We start from the raw sequence: 19,717 nt of genomic DNA, 5'->3' as shown, positions 1-19,717 counted from the left end.
CTCCCCTCTCTTCCGCTAAATAACATGTCTTTCCTTTAACTTTTCTACGATAAATGCTGCAGATTCCCCAGGGGTTCCGTTTATCATCTCTCCCGTCCCTTTTTTCACCTTGTCGGAAGCCTTTGCGATCTGGGTGGGAGAGCCTTTTAAACCAATGTCCGTATCCGCTACGTCTTTTAAATCCCCTCTTCCCCATACCGTAATATCCGCATCATACGCATCAAAGATACCTCCCGGTGTCATGTAACGGGGCTCGTTAAGCTCTGAAAGCGCCGTGATCAGGCAGGGAAGCTTTGCCTTTAAAACGTGATACCGGTCCTCAAACTGACGCTCCACAATCACATTGTCTCCCTCTACCCGGATCTTCTGGGCATAGGAAATCACCGGAATGCCTAAATGTTCGGAAAGCTGGGGCCCAACCTGGGCGGTATCCCCGTCAATGGCCTGACGTCCTGTTATAATCAGGTCGTATTCTAAGTTTCTGACTGCTCCGGCCAATGTGGAGGAAGTAGCCCAGGTATCGGCTCCTCCCAGCACCCGGTCCGTTATTAAGATTCCCTTATCCGCCCCCATGGCCAGAGCCTCCCGCAATACCTCTTCTGCTTTTGGAAGTCCCATGGTGACAGCGGTCACTTCCCCGCCATGCCGGTCCTTTAGGCGAAGGGCTGCTTCCAGTCCGGCTTTGTCGTCCGGGTTCATGACACTTGCCATGGCTCCCCGGTCCAGAGTGCCGTCCGGCTTGAATTTCACCCCATTTTTTGTATCAGGTACCTGTTTGATACAGACTACTATTTTCACAACAAGTCCTCCTTATTTTAAAATGTTCCCGGATATGACCATGCGCTGCACCTCCGAGGTTCCCTCGTAAATCTCCGTGATTTTGGCATCCCGCATCATGCGTTCCACCTCGTATTCCCTGATATATCCGTAACCGCCATGGAGCTGTACCGCCTTTGTGGTCACATCCATGGCAGCCTCTGCTGCATACAGCTTTGCCATGGCTGCTTCCACGCTGTAGGACTTTTGCGTGGCTTTTGCCATAGCAGCCTTATATACCAGAAGCCTGGCTGCTTCGATCCTGGCTGCCATATCTGCTAACTGAAACTGGGTATTCTGGAACTGACCAATGCTGCGGCCAAACTGTTTTCTTTCCTTAACATATTTCACCGTGGAATCAAATGCTCCTTCTGCAATGCCCAGGGCCTGGGCAGCAATACCGATCCTTCCGCCGTCCAAGGTATGCATGGCGATCTGAAATCCCTTTCCCCTACTTCCAAGTATGTTTTCCTTAGGGATGCGGCAATCCGTGAAAATCAATTCATAGGTAGAAGAACCTCTGATCCCCATTTTCTTTTCCTTTGTCCCGAAAGAAAAGCCCGGAGTCCCCTTTTCCACCAGAAAGGCGGAGATTTCCTTAATCTTTTTCCCACGCTTTTCCACCGTACCGGTCACAGCGATGATCACATAAACATCGGCTTCTTTTCCATTGGTGATAAAGCATTTGGAGCCATTTATTACCCAGTGGTCTCCATCCGGTACTGCCTTTGTCTGCTGTCCCTGGGCATCGGTTCCTGCCCCGGCCTCCGTCAGTCCAAAGGCGCCAAGCTTCTTACCTGAAGCCAGGTCAGGGATGTACTTTTGCTTCTGGGCTTCGCTCCCATAGTTAAGTATGGGATCAATACAAAGAGATGTGTGAGCGGATACAATGACGGCAGTTGCCGCACATACCTTGGCAAGTTCCTCCACGCACATAACGTATGTAAGAGGATCACAGCCCTGGCCGCCGTATTCCTTTGGTACCGGAATACCAAGGAATCCGCATTTTGCCATTTGTTCAACGGTTGATTTTGGAAATTTTTCCGTCTCGTCGGTCTCCTGCGCCAGGGGCTTTGCTTCATTTTCGGCAAACTGCCGGAACAGGCTTCTTGCGAGAAGGTGTTTTTTCGATAAATTAAAATCCATGCTGGTGCTCCTCCATTTTTTTATACCATAAGTCCGCACTGCTCATTGCTTTTGTGGACATTGGCCTTCTAACATCTGCTGAAGCTGCTTTGCAGCCGAGCTTAAGGGCCGGCGGCTGTCGCTGACAATGCAGATACTTCGTTCCGGTATTTGTTCATGCAGCTTTATTTCTACGATCTCTCCCTTTTCAAGGGCCGGCCGGGCCAGCTCTTCGGGAACAAATCCAATGCCTAAGTTCTGCACAATTACCGGAAGAATTAAGTCAATTCCTGCCACTTCAATGGCCGGCTGCATGACCAGGCCGCAGGAATGGTAAAATTCCTGAAAAAAGGCAAAAGTAGTTGTGACGTTTGACATGGTTATCAGGGGAAGGGTCGAAAGTTCCGAAAGGTAGCTGGTTTTTCCGCCGTATTCCTCATACTTCTTTCCTCCCGCCAGCAGGCTGCGGAAGGTCTTTACCTTGACTGCCTTTATGTTCTCATCACAGTAAAACGGCGTTGTAATAATTCCTAAATCTATTTTCCCTGCCTTCAGTTCGCTTAACGTCTGGGGCGTGTTATAGGTGAAGATGTTTAACCTGACCTGGGGAAATTGTTCTTTAAACTGATGAAGCCCAGTCAGCAGATAGGAATGCATAGCCATCTGTGTGGCTCCCACGTTGATCTGTTCAATCTGTTTGCCCAGTCTCTCCTTTAAGGCTTCCTCGCCCTGCATAAACTGCATACAGGCAGGTGCCACATAGCTGTAAAGCAGTTCCCCTTCACTGGTCAAAACAACGCCTTTTTTCGACCGTATAAACAGCTTGCAGCCCAGCACGTTTTCAAGGTTCTGTATATAGCAGGTCACAGAAGGCTGACTGGTTAAAAGAGCATTGGCAGCTCTTGTGAAGTTCTTATACTTAGCCACATAATAAAAAACTTTGTAATGTTCAAAATTGGCCGACATACCGATTCCCTCTTTTCTTTTATTGTTTTTTCCTATCTGTATTCATCAGATATTCGTATCAGTATCCGGATTGACAAAGGCTCCTTCCTGCTGTTACACTGTTTCAAAAGGAGGGTTTGCCATGATAGGAACAAGAGAGCAGATTGAAATGATTCTCAATAAGAAGGTGCGCCCGGCTTTGGCCAAACACGAAGGCAACGTCACGGTACTGAGCCTGGAAAACAACATTTTAAAAGTCCGGTTAACCGGCAAATGTTCCGGATGTCCCGCAGCCGGCCGCACCAGCGAAGAACTGATTGCGGCTGAAATCAAAGCCGCTTTTCCCTCTGTCACAGATGTAGTTCTGGTAGAGGAAACCAGCCAGGAATTACTGGATGCGGCAAGGAGACTGCTGGGGCTCTCTTCTTAAAGACTAGTGATACCTTCCAGGTCCGGATGATATCTATCCGGACCTGGAACCGGGCATCTCTGCAGGACCCGGTATTTCTTACATACCATATATCCCGTGATAATACAAGGCTTTTCCCCATTAATACGGCTCCGAAAAACGCCTTTCAAATTCTTCTTTAAGTCCTTCTTTAAAATCCGGATGGGAAATCTTAACCAGCGCTCTGGCCCGTTCCCTTAACGTCTTTCCCTTCATACGTGCGATTCCTTGTTCCGTCACAATATAATCCACATCATTTCTGCTGGTCGTCACGGCTGCTCCTTCCGAAAGGAAAGGAACGATTTTCGATACGCTTCCCCCTTTTGTGACAGAAGGGAATGCAATAATGGAGCGCCCGCCCTTAGACGCAGCTGCACCTCTCACAAAATCCACCTGTCCTCCCACTGCGGAATATTGCTTTAATCCAATGGCCTCTGCACATACCTGCCCCATCAAGTCGATCTGCAGCGCAGAATTGATGGATACCACGTTATCATTTTGGCTTATGACAAAGGGATCATTTACATAGCTCACAGGCATTAAGGACACGGCCGGATTGTCATTTACAAAGTCATACAGCCTTCTTGTTCCAAGCATAAAGGTAACGACCATTTTCCCTTTGTCAATGTTCTTCTTTTTTCCTGTAATGACTCCTTTTTCATACAAATCCACCACTCCGTCAGATACCATTTCGGAATGGATTCCCAAATCCTTTTTATCGTCCAGACACCTTAAAACCGCATCCGGTATGGCGCCGATTCCAAGCTGGAGGCAGTCTCCATCCCGTACAAGGGAAGCAATGTGCCTTCCAATGGAAGCCTCTGTTTCGCCTATCATGGAATTTCCATGTTCAAGAACCGGCTCGTTACTTTCCACAATGGCCGCCAGTCTGCTGACATGGATAAAATTGTCCCCCATGACCCTTGGCATATTGGGATTCACAGACCCGATCACCCTGGTCTTTGGGTTTTGTCCCGCTTCCTTAGCAAAGTCACAGGAAATGCCGTAGCTGCAAAAACCATGCTCATCCGGCGGAGATAAGGTGACTAAAAATACATCCGCAGGCTCTACATTTACCACATAATCCGGAATCTGATAAAAGAAGCAGGGCGTATAATCCCCTTTTCCCGCCGCGATGTGGTTTCTGCTGGCAGGGCCTACAAATAAGTTGTTAAAGCTGAAATGCCGCTCCATTCCAGCTCCTAAATACTTACAGGGCCCAAGATCGTGCTGCTGGACAATGCGTATGTTCCTCAAATCCTGCTCAACCGCATAATCCACCATGGCATTTACAAGAATCCCTGGCTCTGAAGCCGCATGAGCGATCAGAACCGTATCACCGGAATGGATCTCCTTCACAGCCTCTTCCGGCGTTCTTAACTTTGAGGCATATATTTCTCTCCAGTCCATATTCCTACACCTCCAGGTATTTTTCAGCAAAACGTTTTTCAAATTCCCTCGAAAGCTCCTCCCTGAACTGAGGAGCAGCGATCCGGATCAATTGACGGGCCCTGTCTCTTAGGGTATGCCCTTTCATTCTGGCAATCCCATATTCCGTCACAACATAGTCCACGTCATTTCTGCACGTGGTTACAGTCGCCCCATAAGTCAAATAGGGGACAATCCTGGAAATGGTACCCTTTTTGGCAGTGGATGAAAATGCAAGGATGGAACACCCGCCTTTTGAGAACGCGGCTCCACGGATAAAGTCCACCTGCCCGCCAATACCGGAAAACTGCTTTAGGCCCATAGCCTCCGAACAGGCCTCTCCCATTAGATTCACTTGCAGGGATGAATTGATGGATACCATGTTATCATTGCGTCCAATGATCCCGGGGTTATTGACATAATCCACCGGAGCCATGTAAATGCAGGGATTGTTATCTGCAAAATCATACAACCGCCTGGTTCCCATAAGGAAGGACACCACCATCTTATCCGGATTAAAATTCTTGGCACTGCAATTAACAACGCCTTTCTCATATAAATCCACAATGCCGTCAGAAAGCATTTCCGAATGGATCCCCAGATTTTTCTTGCCTCCCAGGAATTTTAAAACAGCATCAGGAATCCCCCCAATTCCAAGCTGTAAACAGTCCCCATCCTTTATTAAAGAAGCAATATGCTCTCCAATGGCCAACTCCACGTCACCGCTCTCGGGGATTAACAGCTCCGTCACCGGCGTATCGTCTTCCACGATAACGTCAATGTCCCTGATATGGATAAAGCAGTCTCCGTGTGTCCTTGGCATGGTGGGATTTAGTACCCCGATCACCTTTACTCCCTCGATCTCCGCAGCCGGCTTGGTATAATCACAGGCCACACCAAAGCTGCAGTAGCCGTGCTCATCCGGCAGGGAGAAGGTTGCTAAAAGCACATCCGGCTTTAAGAAAGAACGGAACAAATCCGGTATCTGGTAAAAGAAACAGGGTGTAAAATCTCCCCGGCCGCTGTTGACACAGTCTCTGGTATTGGCCCCCAGAAAAAAGCTGTTCTGCCTGAAATGTTTTTCCATTCCCGGCCTGGCATAAAGAGAGTGCCCCATATCGATCTGCTGATTGATCTCAATGTCTCTCAAATCCATTTTTACAACATAGTCCACCATGGCATCCACCAGTTTCACTGGCTCTCCCACCGCATGGCTGATGACCACCCGGTCGCCGGACTTAATGATTTTTACTGCCTCTTCCATCGTTTTAAGCTTTGACGCATATAGTTCTTTCCAGTTCACACTCCCAAACCTCCCTGTTGAAATCTATTTAGGCCCCGCCTTAATCCCGGATCTTTGCAATTTCTTTTGCAAGCTCTTTCTTCTTTCCAATGTTGCCCTGACGGGATATCATGATCCTCTGGGCCTGGGGAGAACCGGCTCCATGCATGGATTCTGTCCGGTAACCCACTGCTGCGGTTCCAAGGGTCAGATTCTCGATCAGGCGCAGAATCTTAAGGCGGTTTTCCGTAGAAACTCCAGCCGTTCCCTTTAAGTATTTCTCCACCATGGGGCCGACGACCGGGCTTCTTAAATCCTTTTCAGAAGGTGCTGTCACCATAAAGCCCCCAGCAATATCTTCCGCCAGCCGTGCAATCTCATAGGGGTACCTGGTAACATTCTGCTTACAGACATTGGCAAGTAAAAGATCGATCAGATAATTTCCGGATTCTGTAGGTGTGCCTTCCGCGGAACAGGCAATTCCGCAGCAATAGAGGGTCTCATTTAAATGAACCATTTCGATGAGTTTATCCTTAATATGAGAAGCTTTCGGCACTCCGTTATAATCTGCAGCCAGTGCGGCGGCACCGATTAAAACATCTCCCACTCCCACCTTGCAGCCGCCATAGGACTGCCTGTGGTAGCCTGCAAAGCGTTCCACCAGCATGCCTGCAAACTCATGTTCCCCATTTAAGAAGATCCTGTCATTGGGTACAAACACATCGTCAAATACAACCAGGGCTTCCACGCCTCCGAATTCACTGTTTCCCACATCCATGGAAGAACCTTCCAGCTTTCTGGTATCGCAGGACTGCCTGCCGATTATCATGGTAATTCCTTCTGCGTCCGTGGGCACAGCAAATGATACGGCAAAATCCTTATCTTCCGGCCCCATGGCTACGGTAGGCATGACAATTACCTCCTGGGAATTGATGATACCCGTCTGATGGGCCTTTGCCCCTCTGACTACAATCCCATCCTCACGCTGCTCCACCACCCGAAGATACAAATCTAAATCCGGCTGGGCGTGAGGAGCCAGACTTCTGTCACCCTTTGGGTCGGTCATTGCACCATCCACCGTAAAGTCGCGGTCCTGGACCATGCGGAGGTAACTTTTGAAATTTTCATGGTATTGGGTGGAATACTTCTTATCAATCTCATAGGTGGTGGACCATACTGCATTAAATGCGTCCATTCCCACACACCGCTGAAAACAGGATGCTGTCTTCTGGCCGCAGAGCCTCTGCATCTTTACTTTTTTTATTAAATCATCTGTATTCCTGTGTATGTTGGCAAAACGGTTGATCTTCCGGCCATCCTCCAAGGTCACTGTCATCAGATCCACATATTCCGGCATCTGAGCCAGATCATAGGTCGCTTTTACCGAATTAAGGGATGGACGCAAAACCGGGTTGTCAACCACATTGTCAATTTTCTCCCCGAACATATAAACATTCAGTTTCATTTTGCGCATGCTTTCCACATATTCTTCCCCTGTCATCAATGCCATTGCTTTTTCCTCCTTTAAGATCCGAAATTAATATAGTTCCCTATAAATTTTTAAAACCCGCGCTTCGTCCAGAGGTACAAAATTGTTGGCCATAAGCCTCCCCTGGCGCTCCATAACGCTCTTTGCAAACACCGGAAGTTCCTCCGGCTTTACTCCGTATTCATGCAGGGTTTTCTTAGGAAGGACCGTTCCCAGCAGTTCGTCAAGCTTTTCATAGACCTCTTCCTCCCCGCAACCCAAAAGTCCGGAAATGCACTGGTTTAAGACTGCGATTTCTCCGTCCCTGCGTATTTCCATATAGTTTTTCAGCACTCCGGTAAACATGGCATAATTGCTTTCCCCATGAGCCACATGATAACTCCCTCCCAGAGGATAGCTTGTGGCATGAACCGCCGCACATCCGGCAGTCCCAAAAGCAATTCCCGCATAATTACTGGCGATCAGGAAATCTTTCATCAGAGGTTTTAACGCTTCTCTTCCGTCAGCCGCTATTTTCTGATACCCCTTAATGATCATTTCAATGGCTTTGTATCCGAACAGCTTTGAATAAGGCGTGGCCTTAGGAGATAAACTGGATTCCACGGCGTGAACCAGGGCATCAATGGAACTGGCTGCAAATACGCCAAAGGGAAGTCCGTGTAAAAGCTCCGGGACCAGTACCGCATCATCCGCATACATAGCGGGTGATACAAGGCCCATTTTCGTTCCCAGCCTGGTCCTGTTGATAATGGAAATATTGGTCACCTCGCTGCCCGTTCCGCAGGTAGTCGGAAGAATCACCAGCTTCCTTCTTTTTTTCGCAGAAGCCGGATCCTCGTACAGAGAATCTAAGGAATCTCCTGACGAGACAGCCAGCACTTTGGCTATATCGATCACCGTACCGCCTCCTATGGCAATAATCCTTTGGCACTCCCTTCTCTCCGCTGCCTCAAGGATCTGGTCTACCATAACGTCTGTAGGTTCTCCTCCGCCGTATTCTTCCTGGAAAATCGTCTGCACTTCCAGCCCCAGGTTTCCAAAACATGGATTATATATGTATTCATTGGTCAATACCAGATCGCCTCTTCCGAGTTTAAATTCCTTTGCAAATTCGGCGCAGGTATCGTAGTAAGAGATTTGTGTTTTTAATATTAATTCTGTCATGACTGCTCTCCCTATGAAAAGATCTCTTCATCCGACGGCTGCTTCCAGTTCTTCTTAACCAGAACGATCCTGCTCTTATTCATCAGATGGGTAAAAAACAGGTTTTCGCTGATGGCGTTATTGCCCCAGCTTCCGCAGCCCAGAGTCGTGGTGGGATTTAACGAATTAGCAAATGCTCCGCCTGCCATGCTGGAACTGGTCTGGTTGACCATTACCCGGCTTACTGGAAGCTTTACCCCTGCATATTCGATGTGACCTCGATTGTCCGACTGAATATCTGCAGAATGGCCTTCCCCTTCCACCAACAGGTTTTGGTAAGCAATCTCAACGGCTTCCTCCCAGGTTTTGTAGCTGTAAGCAGCCATTACGGGGCACATTTTCTCCTTGCTCCACACAATCCCCGCTCCATATGTTTCCGGTTTGACAACAATTACCTTCCTGTCCTCAGGAATAGAAATCCCTGCCATCCCTGCTATGGCCTGCACGGACTGGCCCACTACATGCTTACTGATGGTTCCACCCGGGAACACCACTTCCGCCAGCTTAGTAGTCACGTTTGGATCGTCGATCACATATGCCCCCTGATCCTCGAATTCCTTCATGATCTTTTCATAATCCTTCTCCGGGGCGATAATGCTCTGGGTACCGGAACAGATGATGCCATTGTCAAAGATACGGCTGGCAATCATACGGCCTGCCGCCTCTTTGTAATTGATTCCTTCGTCAATCAATCCCTGCACATTGCCAGGGCCAACGCCATAGCTGGGCTTTCCGCTGGAATATGCGGACTTCACCATTGCCATACCGCCGGTTGCAATCACTGCGTCACAGGCAGCCATAAGTTCTGTGGTCAGTTCAACACTGGGTTCCTCCATAACAAGAAAGATATCCCTTGGCACTCCCATCCTGTCTAATTCCTTATAATACAGATCTGCTACTGCAGCCGCGCATTTCCTGCCTCTGGGGTGAGGAGCGATGATAATGGTATTTTGACATTTGATGGCGAACATGGCATTGCACATGGGTGTAACCACAGGATTTGTACAGGGAGTTGCTGCTGCAATGATGCCCATCGGCTTTGCCATCTCAATAATTCCTGCCTCCTCATCCCTTCCGATGATCCCAACCGATTTCCTGCCTTTCATCGCATTCCAGATAATTCTGGACTTCCCTTTGTTTTTCAAAATCTTGTCTTCATAAACTCCCATGCGGCTTTCCTCCACAGCCAGCTTTGCCAGTGGCTCTGCATGGTCGAAAACCACCTTTGCGAACATCTTTACAATCTCATCTGTTTTAGCCTGGTCATAGGTGGCCAGTATCTCCTGCGCTTTTCTGGACCGCTCCACCAATGTATGAACATAAGAACCCATCCTTTGTTACTCCCTTCTAGTTATTTTTTTAACATTCTTGTTTTTATTTTAACACATTTTACATTTGTTGAAAAATACCAATAGTTGATTGCTTATGATAGGATTTTTGAATGAAAAAGCATAATAAAAAAACCGCCACTTTCGTGACGGTTTTAGACCGAACCAGTATTACCTATCTATCCACCCGATAGAATCAGGGGCAGACTCTCATCTGTCTTTTTCTTTTAATCAATAAATGTTTAAAGCACCTTACTCAAAAAGAGCTTCAATCTGTCATTTTGAGGATTGGCAAAGAACTCATTTGGTTCATTTTCTTCCAGGAAATAACCGCCGTCCATGAACATGACCCGGGTCGCCACTTCTCTGGCAAACCCCATTTCGTGAGTAACCACGACCATGGTCATCTTCTCGTCAGCCAGCTCCCTCATTACATTTAACACCTCGCCTACCATCTCAGGATCAAGAGCGGAGGTTGGTTCGTCAAACAGCATGACATCCGGATTCATGCACAGCGCACGGACAATGGCGATACGCTGCTTCTGTCCCCCGGATAACTGATTGGGATAAGAGTCCGCCCTGTCAGCAAGACCTACCTTATGAAGAAGCCCTAATGCCTGCTCTTCTGCCTCCTTCTTACTGCGTCCCTGAAGCTTCATGGGCGCAAGAGTCAAATTCTTTAAAATCGTCATATGAGGAAACAAATTAAACTGCTGGAACACCATTCCCATCTTCTGACGGTGCTTATCAATGTCGGTTTTCTTATCTACAATGTCCACGCCTTCAAACAGGATATGTCCTCCGGTGGGTTCCTCCAGATGGTTTAAGCAGCGGAGAAATGTGCTTTTTCCTGAACCGGAAGGCCCGATCACACATACTACGTCCCCTTTATAAATATCAACGGTAATATCCTTAAGCACTTCTATGTCGCCAAACTTTTTCCCCAGATTCTGTACCTGAATCAGGGGGTTTTCCATTCTATTAATGCTCACTTCTGTGCAGCCTCCTCTCCAGTAATTTTACGAGATATGAAAATACCATTACCATAACCAGATAAATAATGGCCACTGCAATCAGAGGCATAAACGCAGAATAAGTACGGCTCTTGATGATATCGCCGCCCTTGGTCAAATCCTGCAGCCCTATGTAACCTGCCACAGAAGTCTCCTTTAAAAGGACGATAAATTCATTAGCAAGGGTAGGAACCACATTTTTAAAGGCCTGGGGCATAACGATGAACCACATGGTCTGGGCGTAATTAAAGCCCAGGCTTCGGCCGGCCTCAAACTGTCCTTTTTCAATGGAACTGATACCGCTGCGGAAGATTTCCGCCACATAGGCGCCAGAGTTGATTCCAAATGCCAGAATCGCTGTTGGCACCTGGCCCGGATCAGTGGATGCAAAGATGATAAAATACATGATCATCAACTGTACAACCACCGGCGTCCCGCGGATCACCGTCAGATAAACGCTGCAAACTGCATTTAATATTTTCAGCTTATGGGTATTTTCATAGGTTGAACGAATGATCGCAACCAGAAATCCCAGTACAATACCGATCAAAACTGCAAAAAACGTGATCTTTAACGTATTTTGCAGGCCGCCGGTAATGTATTTCCAACGGTCATCTACGATAAAATTCTGATAAAAATCATCTCTTAGCTTTTCCCACATGGCACTCTTCCTTTTTTATTATTCCGCGGTAATGTATTTATCCACGATCTTCTTTAATTCACCGGATTCCTTTAATTCCTTAATGGCACCGTTGATTTTGTCTAACAGCTCTTTGTTGTCTTTTTTAACGGCGATTGCATATTCTTCCTCGGTGAATGCTTCGTCAAGGATCACCAATCCGGCATTTTCCTTAACAAATACCTTTGCAGGCTCACGGTCAATGATGACTGCATCAATTTTGTCCTGAGTAAGAGCCATAACTGCTTCCATTCCCTTATTATAACGATTAACGACCGCATTCTCAATATCATCTGCATAAATATCACCGGTGGTGCCGGTCTGTACGCCAATCTTCTTTCCAGTTAAATCATCCGGTGTTTTGATCTCACTGCCTTCTTTAACAATGATTACCTGGGCTGCTTCTGCATAAGTATCGGTAAAATCAACATTTTTCTTTCGGTCTTCGTTGACGGTCATACCGGCGGCAGTAAAGTCCGCCTTACCGGACTGGACAGCCGGGATCAGGGAATCAAAGGCCATATCCTCAACATCCAGCTCCACACCCATCTTATCAGCGATAGCCCTTGCAATATCCACATCAATTCCAACGATCTCATTTTTATCATAATATTCATAGGGCGGAAATTCTGCATTGGTTACCATAACCAGTTTTCCTGCTTCTTTCTGTTCTGCAGCAGTTGTCTCTGTCTTTGTTCCGGAACCTGCACAAGCAGTTAATAAAGCTGCCATACATGCAACACCCACCATAGCAATTACTTTCCTTTTCATAATGATTCCTCCTCTTATATACACAAATATGCATAATTATTAAATAAAGTGCTAGTTATACATTATATAGCATTTTCGGAATTAATCAAGTACTTAATAAGAAGAAGATTCTTATTTTTCCGAAGAATTTCCATTTATCTTGCATGATTTCAGGCAATCCTATATAATATGATTTATCGGAACTTGCAGTGCAAGCTTCAATAAAAGGGCTGCTTTTTAGCCCGTCAATCCGATTATCGCAAATGCTTTTTACGATAATACAGCTTAATCAGAAGTAAGAAAGGAAGGTCGGTAATCGCTATGAAGGAACTCCTTGAAAAAACAGCATGGCCCATGAATCCACCGGCTCCTTATTCTCTGTTCCACATCATATTTATTGCCGTCGGGCTTGCCTCTGTGGTTTTTCTGGCTTATTACACCACCAGAAAAATAAACAGCTCCAGACTTCCGCGGCTGCTTTTTTTCTGCGGCCTTCTTCTGGCTGCCTCCGAATGCTGGAAACAGCTTTTTTTATATTATGTGGTAAATGAACAGACCTACAACTGGTGGTATTTTCCATTTCAGCTTTGCAGCCTTCCCATGTACCTCTGCCTCATTCTTCCGCTGGTCCCATCTAAGGACGTTCAAAGGGTGCTATGCACCTTTATGCAGGATTTCAACCTTTTAGGAGGCATCATGGCACTGGCAGAACCATCCGGGCTTTTTCATCCTTACTGGTTCTTAACCCTTCACGGTTTGATCTGGCACCTGCTTTTGATTTTTATAGGGCTGGCCATCGCATTTTCCCGTCTTTCCGATACTTCGATTTTGGGATTCGTGCGGACACTCCCCCTGTTTTTCATCTGCTGCATCATAGCTTCTATTATCAATCGGACGGCAAAGCCTTTGGGTCAGGCAGATATGTTCTACATTTCCCCCTATTACCCGTCGGCTCAGATCGTTTTTCATGAAATTGCGTTAAAATACGGCATATCCATAGGGAATGCTGTTTATCTGTTTGCCACCTGCCTGGGCGGCTTTCTGTTTCACGTAATATTTTTTAAATTTCATTTGTTTTCTGCCCAGACCGAAACTTAACCGGGCAATACAGTGGATATCATAACTTCAGGAGGAAACATTACATGTCAGACACAACATCAAAAAGAGTGGAAGAAGCTCTAAATAAGCATGCAAAGGGGTATAATTGCGCACAGGCTGTCTCCTGTGCCTTCTGTGATAAAACAGGCATTGACGAGAAAACCATGTTCCGCGTTACGGAAGGCATGGGTCTTGGTATGGGCGGTATGGAAGGTACCTGCGGGGCCATCAGCGCAGCTGCCGTACTTTCCGGACTAAAGAACAGTTCCGTCCACCTAGACCGGCCGGATTCCAAGAGGACCTCTCACGAAGCGTCAAAAAAATGCTTGTCAGAATTTAAGGAACAAAACAAAAGCGTGATCTGCAAGGATTTAAAGGGCGTGGAAACCGGAAAGGTCCTCCGTTCCTGCAATGACTGCATCGCAGATGCCGTAAGAATCATAGACCATGAATTATTTGGAGAAGAATAATGTACATTGGGAGAATCTCCAATAAGCCTGACAGGGCCTATTGGAGGTTCTTTATCTTTATCTTTATCTTTATCTTTATCCTTATCTTTCCCCTTCATCCGGCAGCTTTCTGGCCGCTTTCACATCTGAAAGGAACTTCTTCCACGCATCCTCATGAGCTACAAAGTACCTTGGACAGTCCTTACCTGTGGCATCATAATGCCTTATCACATCTTTTTCCGTCAATCCCAGATTCCTGCAAAGCCAGGCCGTCAGCTTTACCAGGGAATCATAAGTTTCATCATTAAATTTCCCTGTCTCATCAGGATGGCAGCATTCAATGGATACCGTATCCACATTTTTTTCCTTGGATGTGGCATAAGCTACCTCATAAATAGGAATTCCCTGAAGAATTTCTCCTTCCAGCCCAATCATAAAATGGCTGCTGGCCGAAATTTTCTTGTCTCCAGACTGGTTCTTCAGACTGTCAAAATAATTCAAGTTCTGTTTGGCCGAAGTACCTGGATTGGCCACATAATGAACCACAATTCCATCCGCTCTTTTCATTTCTGTCCCGGGTCTTGAGTAAGGATTTGGCTCAATAAAGTCCTCCTTCACCCAGACAGGCATGGTAACCCTCTTTAGATCCACATAATTTTTAAAAAACAGCAAACTGATCCCCCATGCGATCCCTGCCAGGGCTATGGACAGAATGATTACTCTGACCACTATGTAGATGATCCGCCTTCTTTTTTGCTGCTTCTTTTGCTTCTGCTGCCTTATTCTGGCGCGGCGGCGGCGTTCCAGTTCGTCATAGCTTTCTTTTGTCTGATTTGTCATATCTCAAACTCCTGATTTTCCCTTTTACTAAGTTTACGTCTTTCCTTAGGTTAAAGTCAATCAGAAACAGGCTAAAACTGCAAATTAAATCTCCTATTAAATTAAATATTATCAGACCGGGTCTTGCCTGGCAGACTGCAGACCACTGTCATGGCAATGGTCAGGGAAACAAACAGGGAAAGCCGGTCCCCTTTTCCTTTAAAAGATGGGACCGGCTTCTTCCTCTCTGTTCCTGCCTGATGTTTTAATATTCCAGTATTTAAGCGGCATGGCCTACTAATTCTTCAGGAGAAGCTGCTGCATTGTGGCAAACGATCTCAACCTGTTTTCCAATGCCGATGAGCATAACTCCCATCAGCGATTTTCCGTCAATAACCAGCTGGTTGTAAATGACATCAATATCAAAGCTGCACCTTTCCGCTCTTACTACAAATGCAACCAGATCTTCCACCGTAGAAAATGTATGTTTCAGATTCCTCATCTCTGGCACCTCCTTTTTTGATATTTTTTTGTGTGTCTTTTTAACAAAAACAAATGGGTTTTTCACAAAAAAATATGCACTTTTTCATATATGTTCCTATTATTTCCATAGCACTGGTGCTTATACGGAAAAAAATGAAAAATTTGCTAAAAGTACTACACAAAATTAGATTTCTCGTGTATAATTGTATCGTTCGTCTTTTTCATAAGGCGGAGCATATACGAAGCGGCCATTACGGACCTGATTTGAAATCAAGTGGTCTCCGCATACAAACAGCATATTTTCTACATGGAAGCGTATCGAAGTGGTCATAACGAGCCGCACTCGAAATGCGGTTGTCCGCAAGGGCACGTGGGTTCGAATCCCACCGCTTCCGCTAAAAGATTGGTCAAATAGAAACACCCTGCTAAGTAAAAAGCAGGGTGTTTCTCATTTTTAGCTGGAGCTACATCAAGTCGTTTTTAGGGGCGAAACTTCTTCATAAGCCTTATCAAATAAGTGGCGGGTTTTGTCCAACCGATCATCTGGCTTTCTTGACTGAATAAAAATTTCTCCGGTATTTTGCTGGTATCCTGCGTGTTCTGTTAAAAAAACTCCACAGCCTTTTGTTAACTCTGAAAGCTGCTCTTTGTAAATTTGTGATGTGCGGGCCGGGATTTTTCCAGTCACTACAATTTCATTATGCCGTGTTTTTATTGATTCAATCATTGCATGATATTTTTTTAAGTCATTATAAACACGAGCATTACAATCTTGGGGGACATAAAGTTGGAATGACAAACACGGTTCCAATAACTCTGTACCTGACTGTTTAAAAGCTTGTTCAAGCACGACAGGAGCCAGATGCCTGAAATCAGCCGGTGTACTTACTGGACTATAATACAATCCATATTCAAAACAAATTTTAAGATCCGTCAATTCCCATCCGTATAACCCTTGTTCGCAGCCAGATCGAATTCCTTCTTCAACGGCATTCTGGAATGACTTTTTTAAATACCCATATGACACTTTACTTTCATATTGTACTCCTGCTCCAATAGGAAGAGGCTCTATTGACAATCCGATGGAGGCCCAAAAAGGATTTGGCGGAACTTCAATATAAGCGGTAAAAGTCGCTTTTTTTAAAGGACGCTCTTTATAAATAGTTGTTACATTTTCTATTTTAGCCTGAAGATGGTATCTGCTCTGCAATAGAGCAACAATGATCTCTATTTGAACCTTTCCAAGAAACTCCATTATGATATCACTGCTTCTGGAATCCAGTTTATATTGTAAAAGAGGATCTGTTTCAGACAGTTCCGACAAGGCTTCCAGTAAAATTGCTCTATCGGAAGAAAACATGGGGGAAATATTAGCCTGCATGATCAGGCTGTTATCATGTAAAGCCAAGTTGTTCCGTGGTATTGTACCTATGGTGTCTCCTATTTTTAGCCGGGCTTCATTTGGGAAAATAGCAATATCACCGCATTCAATTTTGTCGGTTTCTACAATTTTACCATTGCTTGAGGTTTCCAGCTTTTTAATTTTCATACTGTCAGAATGACCTTCGGGGGTTAGTACATCACGGGTTTTAATTGAGCCTCCAAAAATACGCATATATGTGCGCTTATTCCGATTATCATCTCTTTCAATTTTATATACCAATGCAGCGAGTTTGGAGTCTGTCGGTAATATAATCGGATTGAATTCTATAAGAATAGCATCCATCAGTTCTTTTGTTCCTATATGTTTCAGAGCACTGCCATGATAAATAGGCAAAAGCTTACCGCTGCTAATATTTTTTCTTCTGCTATTTAAAAGTTCCTCCGCTGTAATAGGTTGATCTAGCATATATTTCTTCAGTAAAGTATCATCCATCTCAATAATCGTATCTCTAATCTCTTCTGACAATTCATCAATTTCCGTGGGTAAAAGAGTATTATCATTTGTAATTCTCTGCATTACAAGAATATGGGAAGTTAATTTCTCTTTGATATCTTTATATATTAATTCAAGATCGATATCTGGCTGATCAATTTTATTAATAAAAATCAAAGCAGGAAGCTTCCTTTTTCTTATTGCATCGAAAAGAATACGTGTTTGTGCCTGAATACCGTCCTTGGCTGAGATCAGTAAAACAATACCATCTAATACATTTAAGGAGCGCTCTACTTCTGCATAGAAGTCGATATGCCCTGGGGTATCTATTAAATTGATTTTAACATGTTTCCATTCATAAGATGCTATAGACGCCTGTATTGTAATTCCTCTCTGTTTTTCAAGTGTCATAGAATCTGTAATAGTCGAACCGCGATCAACACGCCCAGATTCAGCAATTGTACCGCTGGTATAGAGCATGCTCTCTGTTAATGTTGTTTTTCCTGCATCTACGTGAGCCAGGATTCCTATATTCATTATTTTCATAAGTCACACCTCATACAATCGTTATAATACAAATGTCCCCTGTGATTGAAATACTTTCATCACAGGGGACTGCTATCATAACAATTATGAGCACGACTTAAAAAGCTGTTAGAAAGAAGATTCTACAGCGCAGCGGCATCAATAAAATATGAAAGTATTCTTAAATTAAGGTACAAAAAACCAAGCCCATTACACCTGTAATAAGGCTAAATAATTCATACCTGCCATCATTCAATTGATTGTTATTTAAGAATACCTTGCCGCATAGTAGTTTATCTCCTTATATTGCTTTTCTCATATTACCTTATAAATACCAGAGTTGTCAAGCTCGCTTGGAGTTATTTGAGCTTCGGCAGGCGATGGAATGTTCTTCTGTTGCATCATATGTTCAATCCCTCATAATTAAAAGAAGATCGTCAGGTTTTTCTAAGTAATAATCTGCCATTATTTCTCTGGAAAGACTGCCCCAGCCCGCCAAAGCAAAATCAACCTTGGCACTTTTGGCACATTCCCAGTCATATACACTGTCCCCAATATAAATCAATTCGTTATTGTTCGCATTTGAGACTTCCATGTATTTGAAAAGAGGGTCTGGATCTGGCTTGTGCTCCACCGTATCATCAGCGCAAATAATCGTTGTGAAATATTTGCTAATTTCAAATGGTTCAAAATCCTGTTTAAATTCTTCTCTTGTTTTTGATGTGACAATCCCTAATTCACAGCCGTATTGTACAAGGGCGTCCAACAACTCACTTATGCCCTGAAAAACACATACCGTATTGCTGTAATTGGACATACATTTTTCCCAATGTCCCAGAATAAGCGAAATTGAATGTTCCGGGACGTTAAGTTTTTTCAATGCGTTCTTTCCGGGAATCCCCAATGCAAATGTCAGCTCGTTGATTTCCCTGTTAATCCCGGTTACGGCAATTAAGGTGTCTTGCAAAGAGTGCAGAACTGCATATTCCGTATCTATTAATGTTCCGTCAATATCAAAAACAATATGCTTATACCTCATATATGACCTCCTCCGCGCTTCATTCCTATCCTATGTGCAAAAGCATCTCATACTGACTCACAGTTGGTGCAAACCCTGATTTAATCAGAAAATCCTTCATACATTTTGATTCGTCGTCTACGTTGAGGGTACTTATTTTTTGAGATTCCGTATTTTCGATTAAATCAGTAACAATGCTTCTGCCAATCCCCTTCCCTCTATAAACTTTTTTTACTGCAATTTGAGGGATATCTCCTGTCTTTTTATTAATAATACCATATCCAGCAATTGTATTATCATAATGTACAATAGAATATAGAAATTCTTTTGATACCGCATTTACCGAATCAATTGAATTTTGCCATGAAGGTTCAAAATCCCAGAATTCTCTTAATTGTTCCCACGCCATCTGATCCGTGTGCCCAACTTTATGGTTTTTCACAGGAGCATAACTTTTTTTGTCTATTTTAAAGCAGGAAAAATTCCTTCGAATCTTGAATCCCTCTTTTTTGTACAATTGAAGTGCAGACGTATTGGATTGAATAACCTCAAGTAAATACTGTTCTATTTGATTTTGTTTAAGTACTTCTTTGACATTCAAAAGCATGCTACTTGTGACACCTTGTCTTCTGTAATCAATGATAACGCCTGTTCCAATGTCATACACCGTTGTTTTTCCGTTTAAATTTCGAAGTCCATTTAGAACGAAACCAACCAATCGATCATCTTTAAACGCACCTATGGATATCTCCGGAGCATACCCTCTTCTTTGCAGCATTTGTTTGAATGTTTCAATGGGTAAATTCATTTCAACCTGATAATCGGAAAATGCATTCCGAAATGCCTCGTGAAGTGTTTCTATATTTGCATCATTTAAAGTTCTATAAGCTAACATTTGACCTCCTCAGCTAATTGTTTCACTAATTAAATAAGATGATTACTT

Annotated in this window: 19 protein-coding genes and 1 tRNA gene; 4 read left to right on the top strand and 16 right to left on the bottom strand. The window is 44.5% G+C overall.

Annotated elements, in window-relative coordinates:
- Positions 1-15: 15 nt before the first annotated feature.
- Genes BMW45_RS13000 through BMW45_RS12990 form a run of 3 tightly spaced genes read right to left on the bottom strand, consistent with a single transcriptional unit; the run spans position 16 to position 2,907 of the window.
- Positions 16-798: an electron transfer flavoprotein subunit beta/FixA family protein gene (locus tag BMW45_RS13000; RefSeq protein ID WP_092244245.1), complete on the bottom strand. Its 783-nt coding sequence runs from the start codon at positions 796-798 to the stop codon at positions 16-18.
- 12 nt (positions 799-810) lie between these two features.
- Positions 811-1,962 carry an acyl-CoA dehydrogenase gene (locus BMW45_RS12995; protein ID WP_092244242.1) on the bottom strand — a complete coding sequence of 384 codons (1,152 nt, stop codon included), beginning with the start codon at positions 1,960-1,962 and terminating at the stop codon, positions 811-813.
- 42 nt (positions 1,963-2,004) lie between these two features.
- Entirely contained in the window at positions 2,005-2,907 is a 903-nt protein-coding gene (locus BMW45_RS12990; protein ID WP_092244239.1) for a LysR family transcriptional regulator, read from the bottom strand.
- Between the two features lie 121 nt (positions 2,908-3,028).
- On the opposite strand from BMW45_RS12990, the gene BMW45_RS12985 reads away from it, so the two are divergent.
- Complete coding sequence (locus tag BMW45_RS12985) at positions 3,029-3,316, top strand: NifU family protein (RefSeq protein WP_025234505.1); 288 nt, start codon at positions 3,029-3,031, stop codon at positions 3,314-3,316.
- Between the two features lie 120 nt (positions 3,317-3,436).
- On the opposite strand, the gene BMW45_RS12980 is transcribed toward BMW45_RS12985, so the two are convergent.
- The 8 genes from BMW45_RS12980 to BMW45_RS12945 form a co-directional block, all read right to left on the bottom strand.
- Positions 3,437-4,744: an acetyl-CoA hydrolase/transferase family protein gene (locus tag BMW45_RS12980; RefSeq protein ID WP_092244236.1), complete on the bottom strand. Its 1,308-nt coding sequence runs from the start codon at positions 4,742-4,744 to the stop codon at positions 3,437-3,439.
- 4 nt (positions 4,745-4,748) lie between these two features.
- Positions 4,749-6,065: an acetyl-CoA hydrolase/transferase family protein gene (locus BMW45_RS12975; RefSeq protein WP_092244233.1), complete on the bottom strand. Its 1,317-nt coding sequence runs from the start codon at positions 6,063-6,065 to the stop codon at positions 4,749-4,751.
- A gap of 40 nt (positions 6,066-6,105) precedes the next feature.
- Entirely contained in the window at positions 6,106-7,554 is a 1,449-nt protein-coding gene (locus BMW45_RS12970; protein ID WP_092244230.1) for a 4-hydroxyphenylacetate 3-hydroxylase family protein, read from the bottom strand.
- A 27-nt stretch (positions 7,555-7,581) separates the two neighbouring features.
- Complete coding sequence (locus BMW45_RS12965; protein WP_092244227.1) at positions 7,582-8,697, bottom strand: 4-hydroxybutyrate dehydrogenase; 1,116 nt, start codon at positions 8,695-8,697, stop codon at positions 7,582-7,584.
- An 11-nt stretch (positions 8,698-8,708) separates the two neighbouring features.
- On the bottom strand, positions 8,709-10,067 hold the full coding sequence (locus tag BMW45_RS12960) for an aldehyde dehydrogenase family protein (protein WP_092244224.1): 1,359 nt from the start codon (positions 10,065-10,067) through the stop codon (positions 8,709-8,711).
- A 239-nt stretch (positions 10,068-10,306) separates the two neighbouring features.
- Positions 10,307-11,041, bottom strand: a complete 735-nt coding sequence (locus tag BMW45_RS12955; protein ID WP_092246451.1) for an amino acid ABC transporter ATP-binding protein — start codon at positions 11,039-11,041, stop codon at positions 10,307-10,309.
- A gap of 4 nt (positions 11,042-11,045) precedes the next feature.
- The gene (locus BMW45_RS12950; RefSeq protein ID WP_092244221.1) at positions 11,046-11,738 is read right to left on the bottom strand and encodes an amino acid ABC transporter permease; all 693 of its coding nucleotides are present in this window, start codon (positions 11,736-11,738) and stop codon (positions 11,046-11,048) included.
- An 18-nt stretch (positions 11,739-11,756) separates the two neighbouring features.
- Positions 11,757-12,527 carry a basic amino acid ABC transporter substrate-binding protein gene (locus BMW45_RS12945; protein WP_092244218.1) on the bottom strand — a complete coding sequence of 257 codons (771 nt, stop codon included), beginning with the start codon at positions 12,525-12,527 and terminating at the stop codon, positions 11,757-11,759.
- A gap of 300 nt (positions 12,528-12,827) precedes the next feature.
- On the opposite strand from BMW45_RS12945, the gene BMW45_RS12940 reads away from it, so the two are divergent.
- Together BMW45_RS12940 and BMW45_RS12935 are read left to right on the top strand one after the other, a co-directional pair.
- Entirely contained in the window at positions 12,828-13,604 is a 777-nt protein-coding gene (locus BMW45_RS12940) for a TMEM164 family acyltransferase (protein WP_092244215.1), read from the top strand.
- Positions 13,605-13,648: 44 nt separating this feature from the next.
- Complete coding sequence (locus BMW45_RS12935; protein ID WP_092244212.1) at positions 13,649-14,074, top strand: C-GCAxxG-C-C family protein; 426 nt, start codon at positions 13,649-13,651, stop codon at positions 14,072-14,074.
- Between the two features lie 81 nt (positions 14,075-14,155).
- On the opposite strand, the gene BMW45_RS12930 is transcribed toward BMW45_RS12935, so the two are convergent.
- Both BMW45_RS12930 and BMW45_RS12925 read right to left on the bottom strand, forming a co-directional pair.
- Positions 14,156-14,893, bottom strand: a complete 738-nt coding sequence (locus tag BMW45_RS12930) for a peptidoglycan recognition protein family protein (protein ID WP_092244209.1) — start codon at positions 14,891-14,893, stop codon at positions 14,156-14,158.
- Between the two features lie 259 nt (positions 14,894-15,152).
- Positions 15,153-15,374, bottom strand: a complete 222-nt coding sequence (locus BMW45_RS12925; RefSeq protein ID WP_025234517.1) for an HPr family phosphocarrier protein — start codon at positions 15,372-15,374, stop codon at positions 15,153-15,155.
- A gap of 290 nt (positions 15,375-15,664) precedes the next feature.
- Between BMW45_RS12925 and BMW45_RS12920 the strand changes: the two genes are divergently transcribed.
- A tRNA-Ser gene (locus tag BMW45_RS12920) sits at positions 15,665-15,750 on the top strand.
- A 74-nt stretch (positions 15,751-15,824) separates the two neighbouring features.
- Here BMW45_RS12920 and tet read toward each other — a convergent pair.
- The 3 genes from tet to BMW45_RS12905 all read right to left on the bottom strand — a co-directional run bounded on the left by tet (position 15,825) and on the right by BMW45_RS12905 (position 19,669).
- Complete coding sequence (gene tet, locus BMW45_RS12915; protein ID WP_092244206.1) at positions 15,825-17,777, bottom strand: tetracycline resistance ribosomal protection protein; 1,953 nt, start codon at positions 17,775-17,777, stop codon at positions 15,825-15,827.
- Between the two features lie 388 nt (positions 17,778-18,165).
- On the bottom strand, positions 18,166-18,795 hold the full coding sequence (locus BMW45_RS12910; RefSeq protein WP_092244203.1) for an HAD family hydrolase: 630 nt from the start codon (positions 18,793-18,795) through the stop codon (positions 18,166-18,168).
- Between the two features lie 25 nt (positions 18,796-18,820).
- Positions 18,821-19,669, bottom strand: coding sequence for a GNAT family N-acetyltransferase (locus BMW45_RS12905; RefSeq protein WP_092244200.1), 849 nt, complete (start codon positions 19,667-19,669; stop codon positions 18,821-18,823).
- Positions 19,670-19,717 lie beyond the last annotated feature (48 nt).

It is taken from the genome of Lacrimispora sphenoides (genome assembly GCF_900105215.1).
Taxonomy (GTDB): domain Bacteria; phylum Bacillota; class Clostridia; order Lachnospirales; family Lachnospiraceae; genus Lacrimispora; species Lacrimispora sphenoides_A.
Note: the sequence above shows the minus strand (reverse complement) of the source record. Positions and strands in the feature narration are given on the sequence as shown.

Excerpts from the sequence above, each read along its gene's own strand:
- BMW45_RS12910 (WP_092244203.1), bottom strand. The coding sequence starts at position 18,795 with ATGAGGTATAAGCATATTGTTTTTGATATTGACGGAACATTAATAGAT.
- BMW45_RS12925 (WP_025234517.1), bottom strand. The coding sequence starts at position 15,374 with ATGAGGAATCTGAAACATACATTTTCTACGGTGGAAGATCTGGTTGCA.
- BMW45_RS12985 (WP_025234505.1), top strand. The coding sequence starts at position 3,029 with ATGATAGGAACAAGAGAGCAGATTGAAATGATTCTCAATAAGAAGGTG.
- BMW45_RS12980 (WP_092244236.1), bottom strand. The coding sequence starts at position 4,744 with ATGGACTGGAGAGAAATATATGCCTCAAAGTTAAGAACGCCGGAAGAG.
- BMW45_RS12905 (WP_092244200.1), bottom strand. The coding sequence starts at position 19,669 with ATGTTAGCTTATAGAACTTTAAATGATGCAAATATAGAAACACTTCAC.
- BMW45_RS12930 (WP_092244209.1), bottom strand. The coding sequence starts at position 14,893 with ATGACAAATCAGACAAAAGAAAGCTATGACGAACTGGAACGCCGCCGC.
- BMW45_RS12995 (WP_092244242.1), bottom strand. The coding sequence starts at position 1,962 with ATGGATTTTAATTTATCGAAAAAACACCTTCTCGCAAGAAGCCTGTTC.
- BMW45_RS12940 (WP_092244215.1), top strand. The coding sequence starts at position 12,828 with ATGAAGGAACTCCTTGAAAAAACAGCATGGCCCATGAATCCACCGGCT.
- BMW45_RS12955 (WP_092246451.1), bottom strand. The coding sequence starts at position 11,041 with ATGGAAAACCCCCTGATTCAGGTACAGAATCTGGGGAAAAAGTTTGGC.
- BMW45_RS12970 (WP_092244230.1), bottom strand. The coding sequence starts at position 7,554 with ATGGCATTGATGACAGGGGAAGAATATGTGGAAAGCATGCGCAAAATG.
- BMW45_RS12960 (WP_092244224.1), bottom strand. The coding sequence starts at position 10,067 with ATGGGTTCTTATGTTCATACATTGGTGGAGCGGTCCAGAAAAGCGCAG.
- BMW45_RS12935 (WP_092244212.1), top strand. The coding sequence starts at position 13,649 with ATGTCAGACACAACATCAAAAAGAGTGGAAGAAGCTCTAAATAAGCAT.
- BMW45_RS12965 (WP_092244227.1), bottom strand. The coding sequence starts at position 8,697 with ATGACAGAATTAATATTAAAAACACAAATCTCTTACTACGATACCTGC.
- tet (WP_092244206.1), bottom strand. The coding sequence starts at position 17,777 with ATGAAAATAATGAATATAGGAATCCTGGCTCACGTAGATGCAGGAAAA.
- BMW45_RS12990 (WP_092244239.1), bottom strand. The coding sequence starts at position 2,907 with ATGTCGGCCAATTTTGAACATTACAAAGTTTTTTATTATGTGGCTAAG.
- BMW45_RS12950 (WP_092244221.1), bottom strand. The coding sequence starts at position 11,738 with ATGTGGGAAAAGCTAAGAGATGATTTTTATCAGAATTTTATCGTAGAT.
- BMW45_RS12945 (WP_092244218.1), bottom strand. The coding sequence starts at position 12,527 with ATGAAAAGGAAAGTAATTGCTATGGTGGGTGTTGCATGTATGGCAGCT.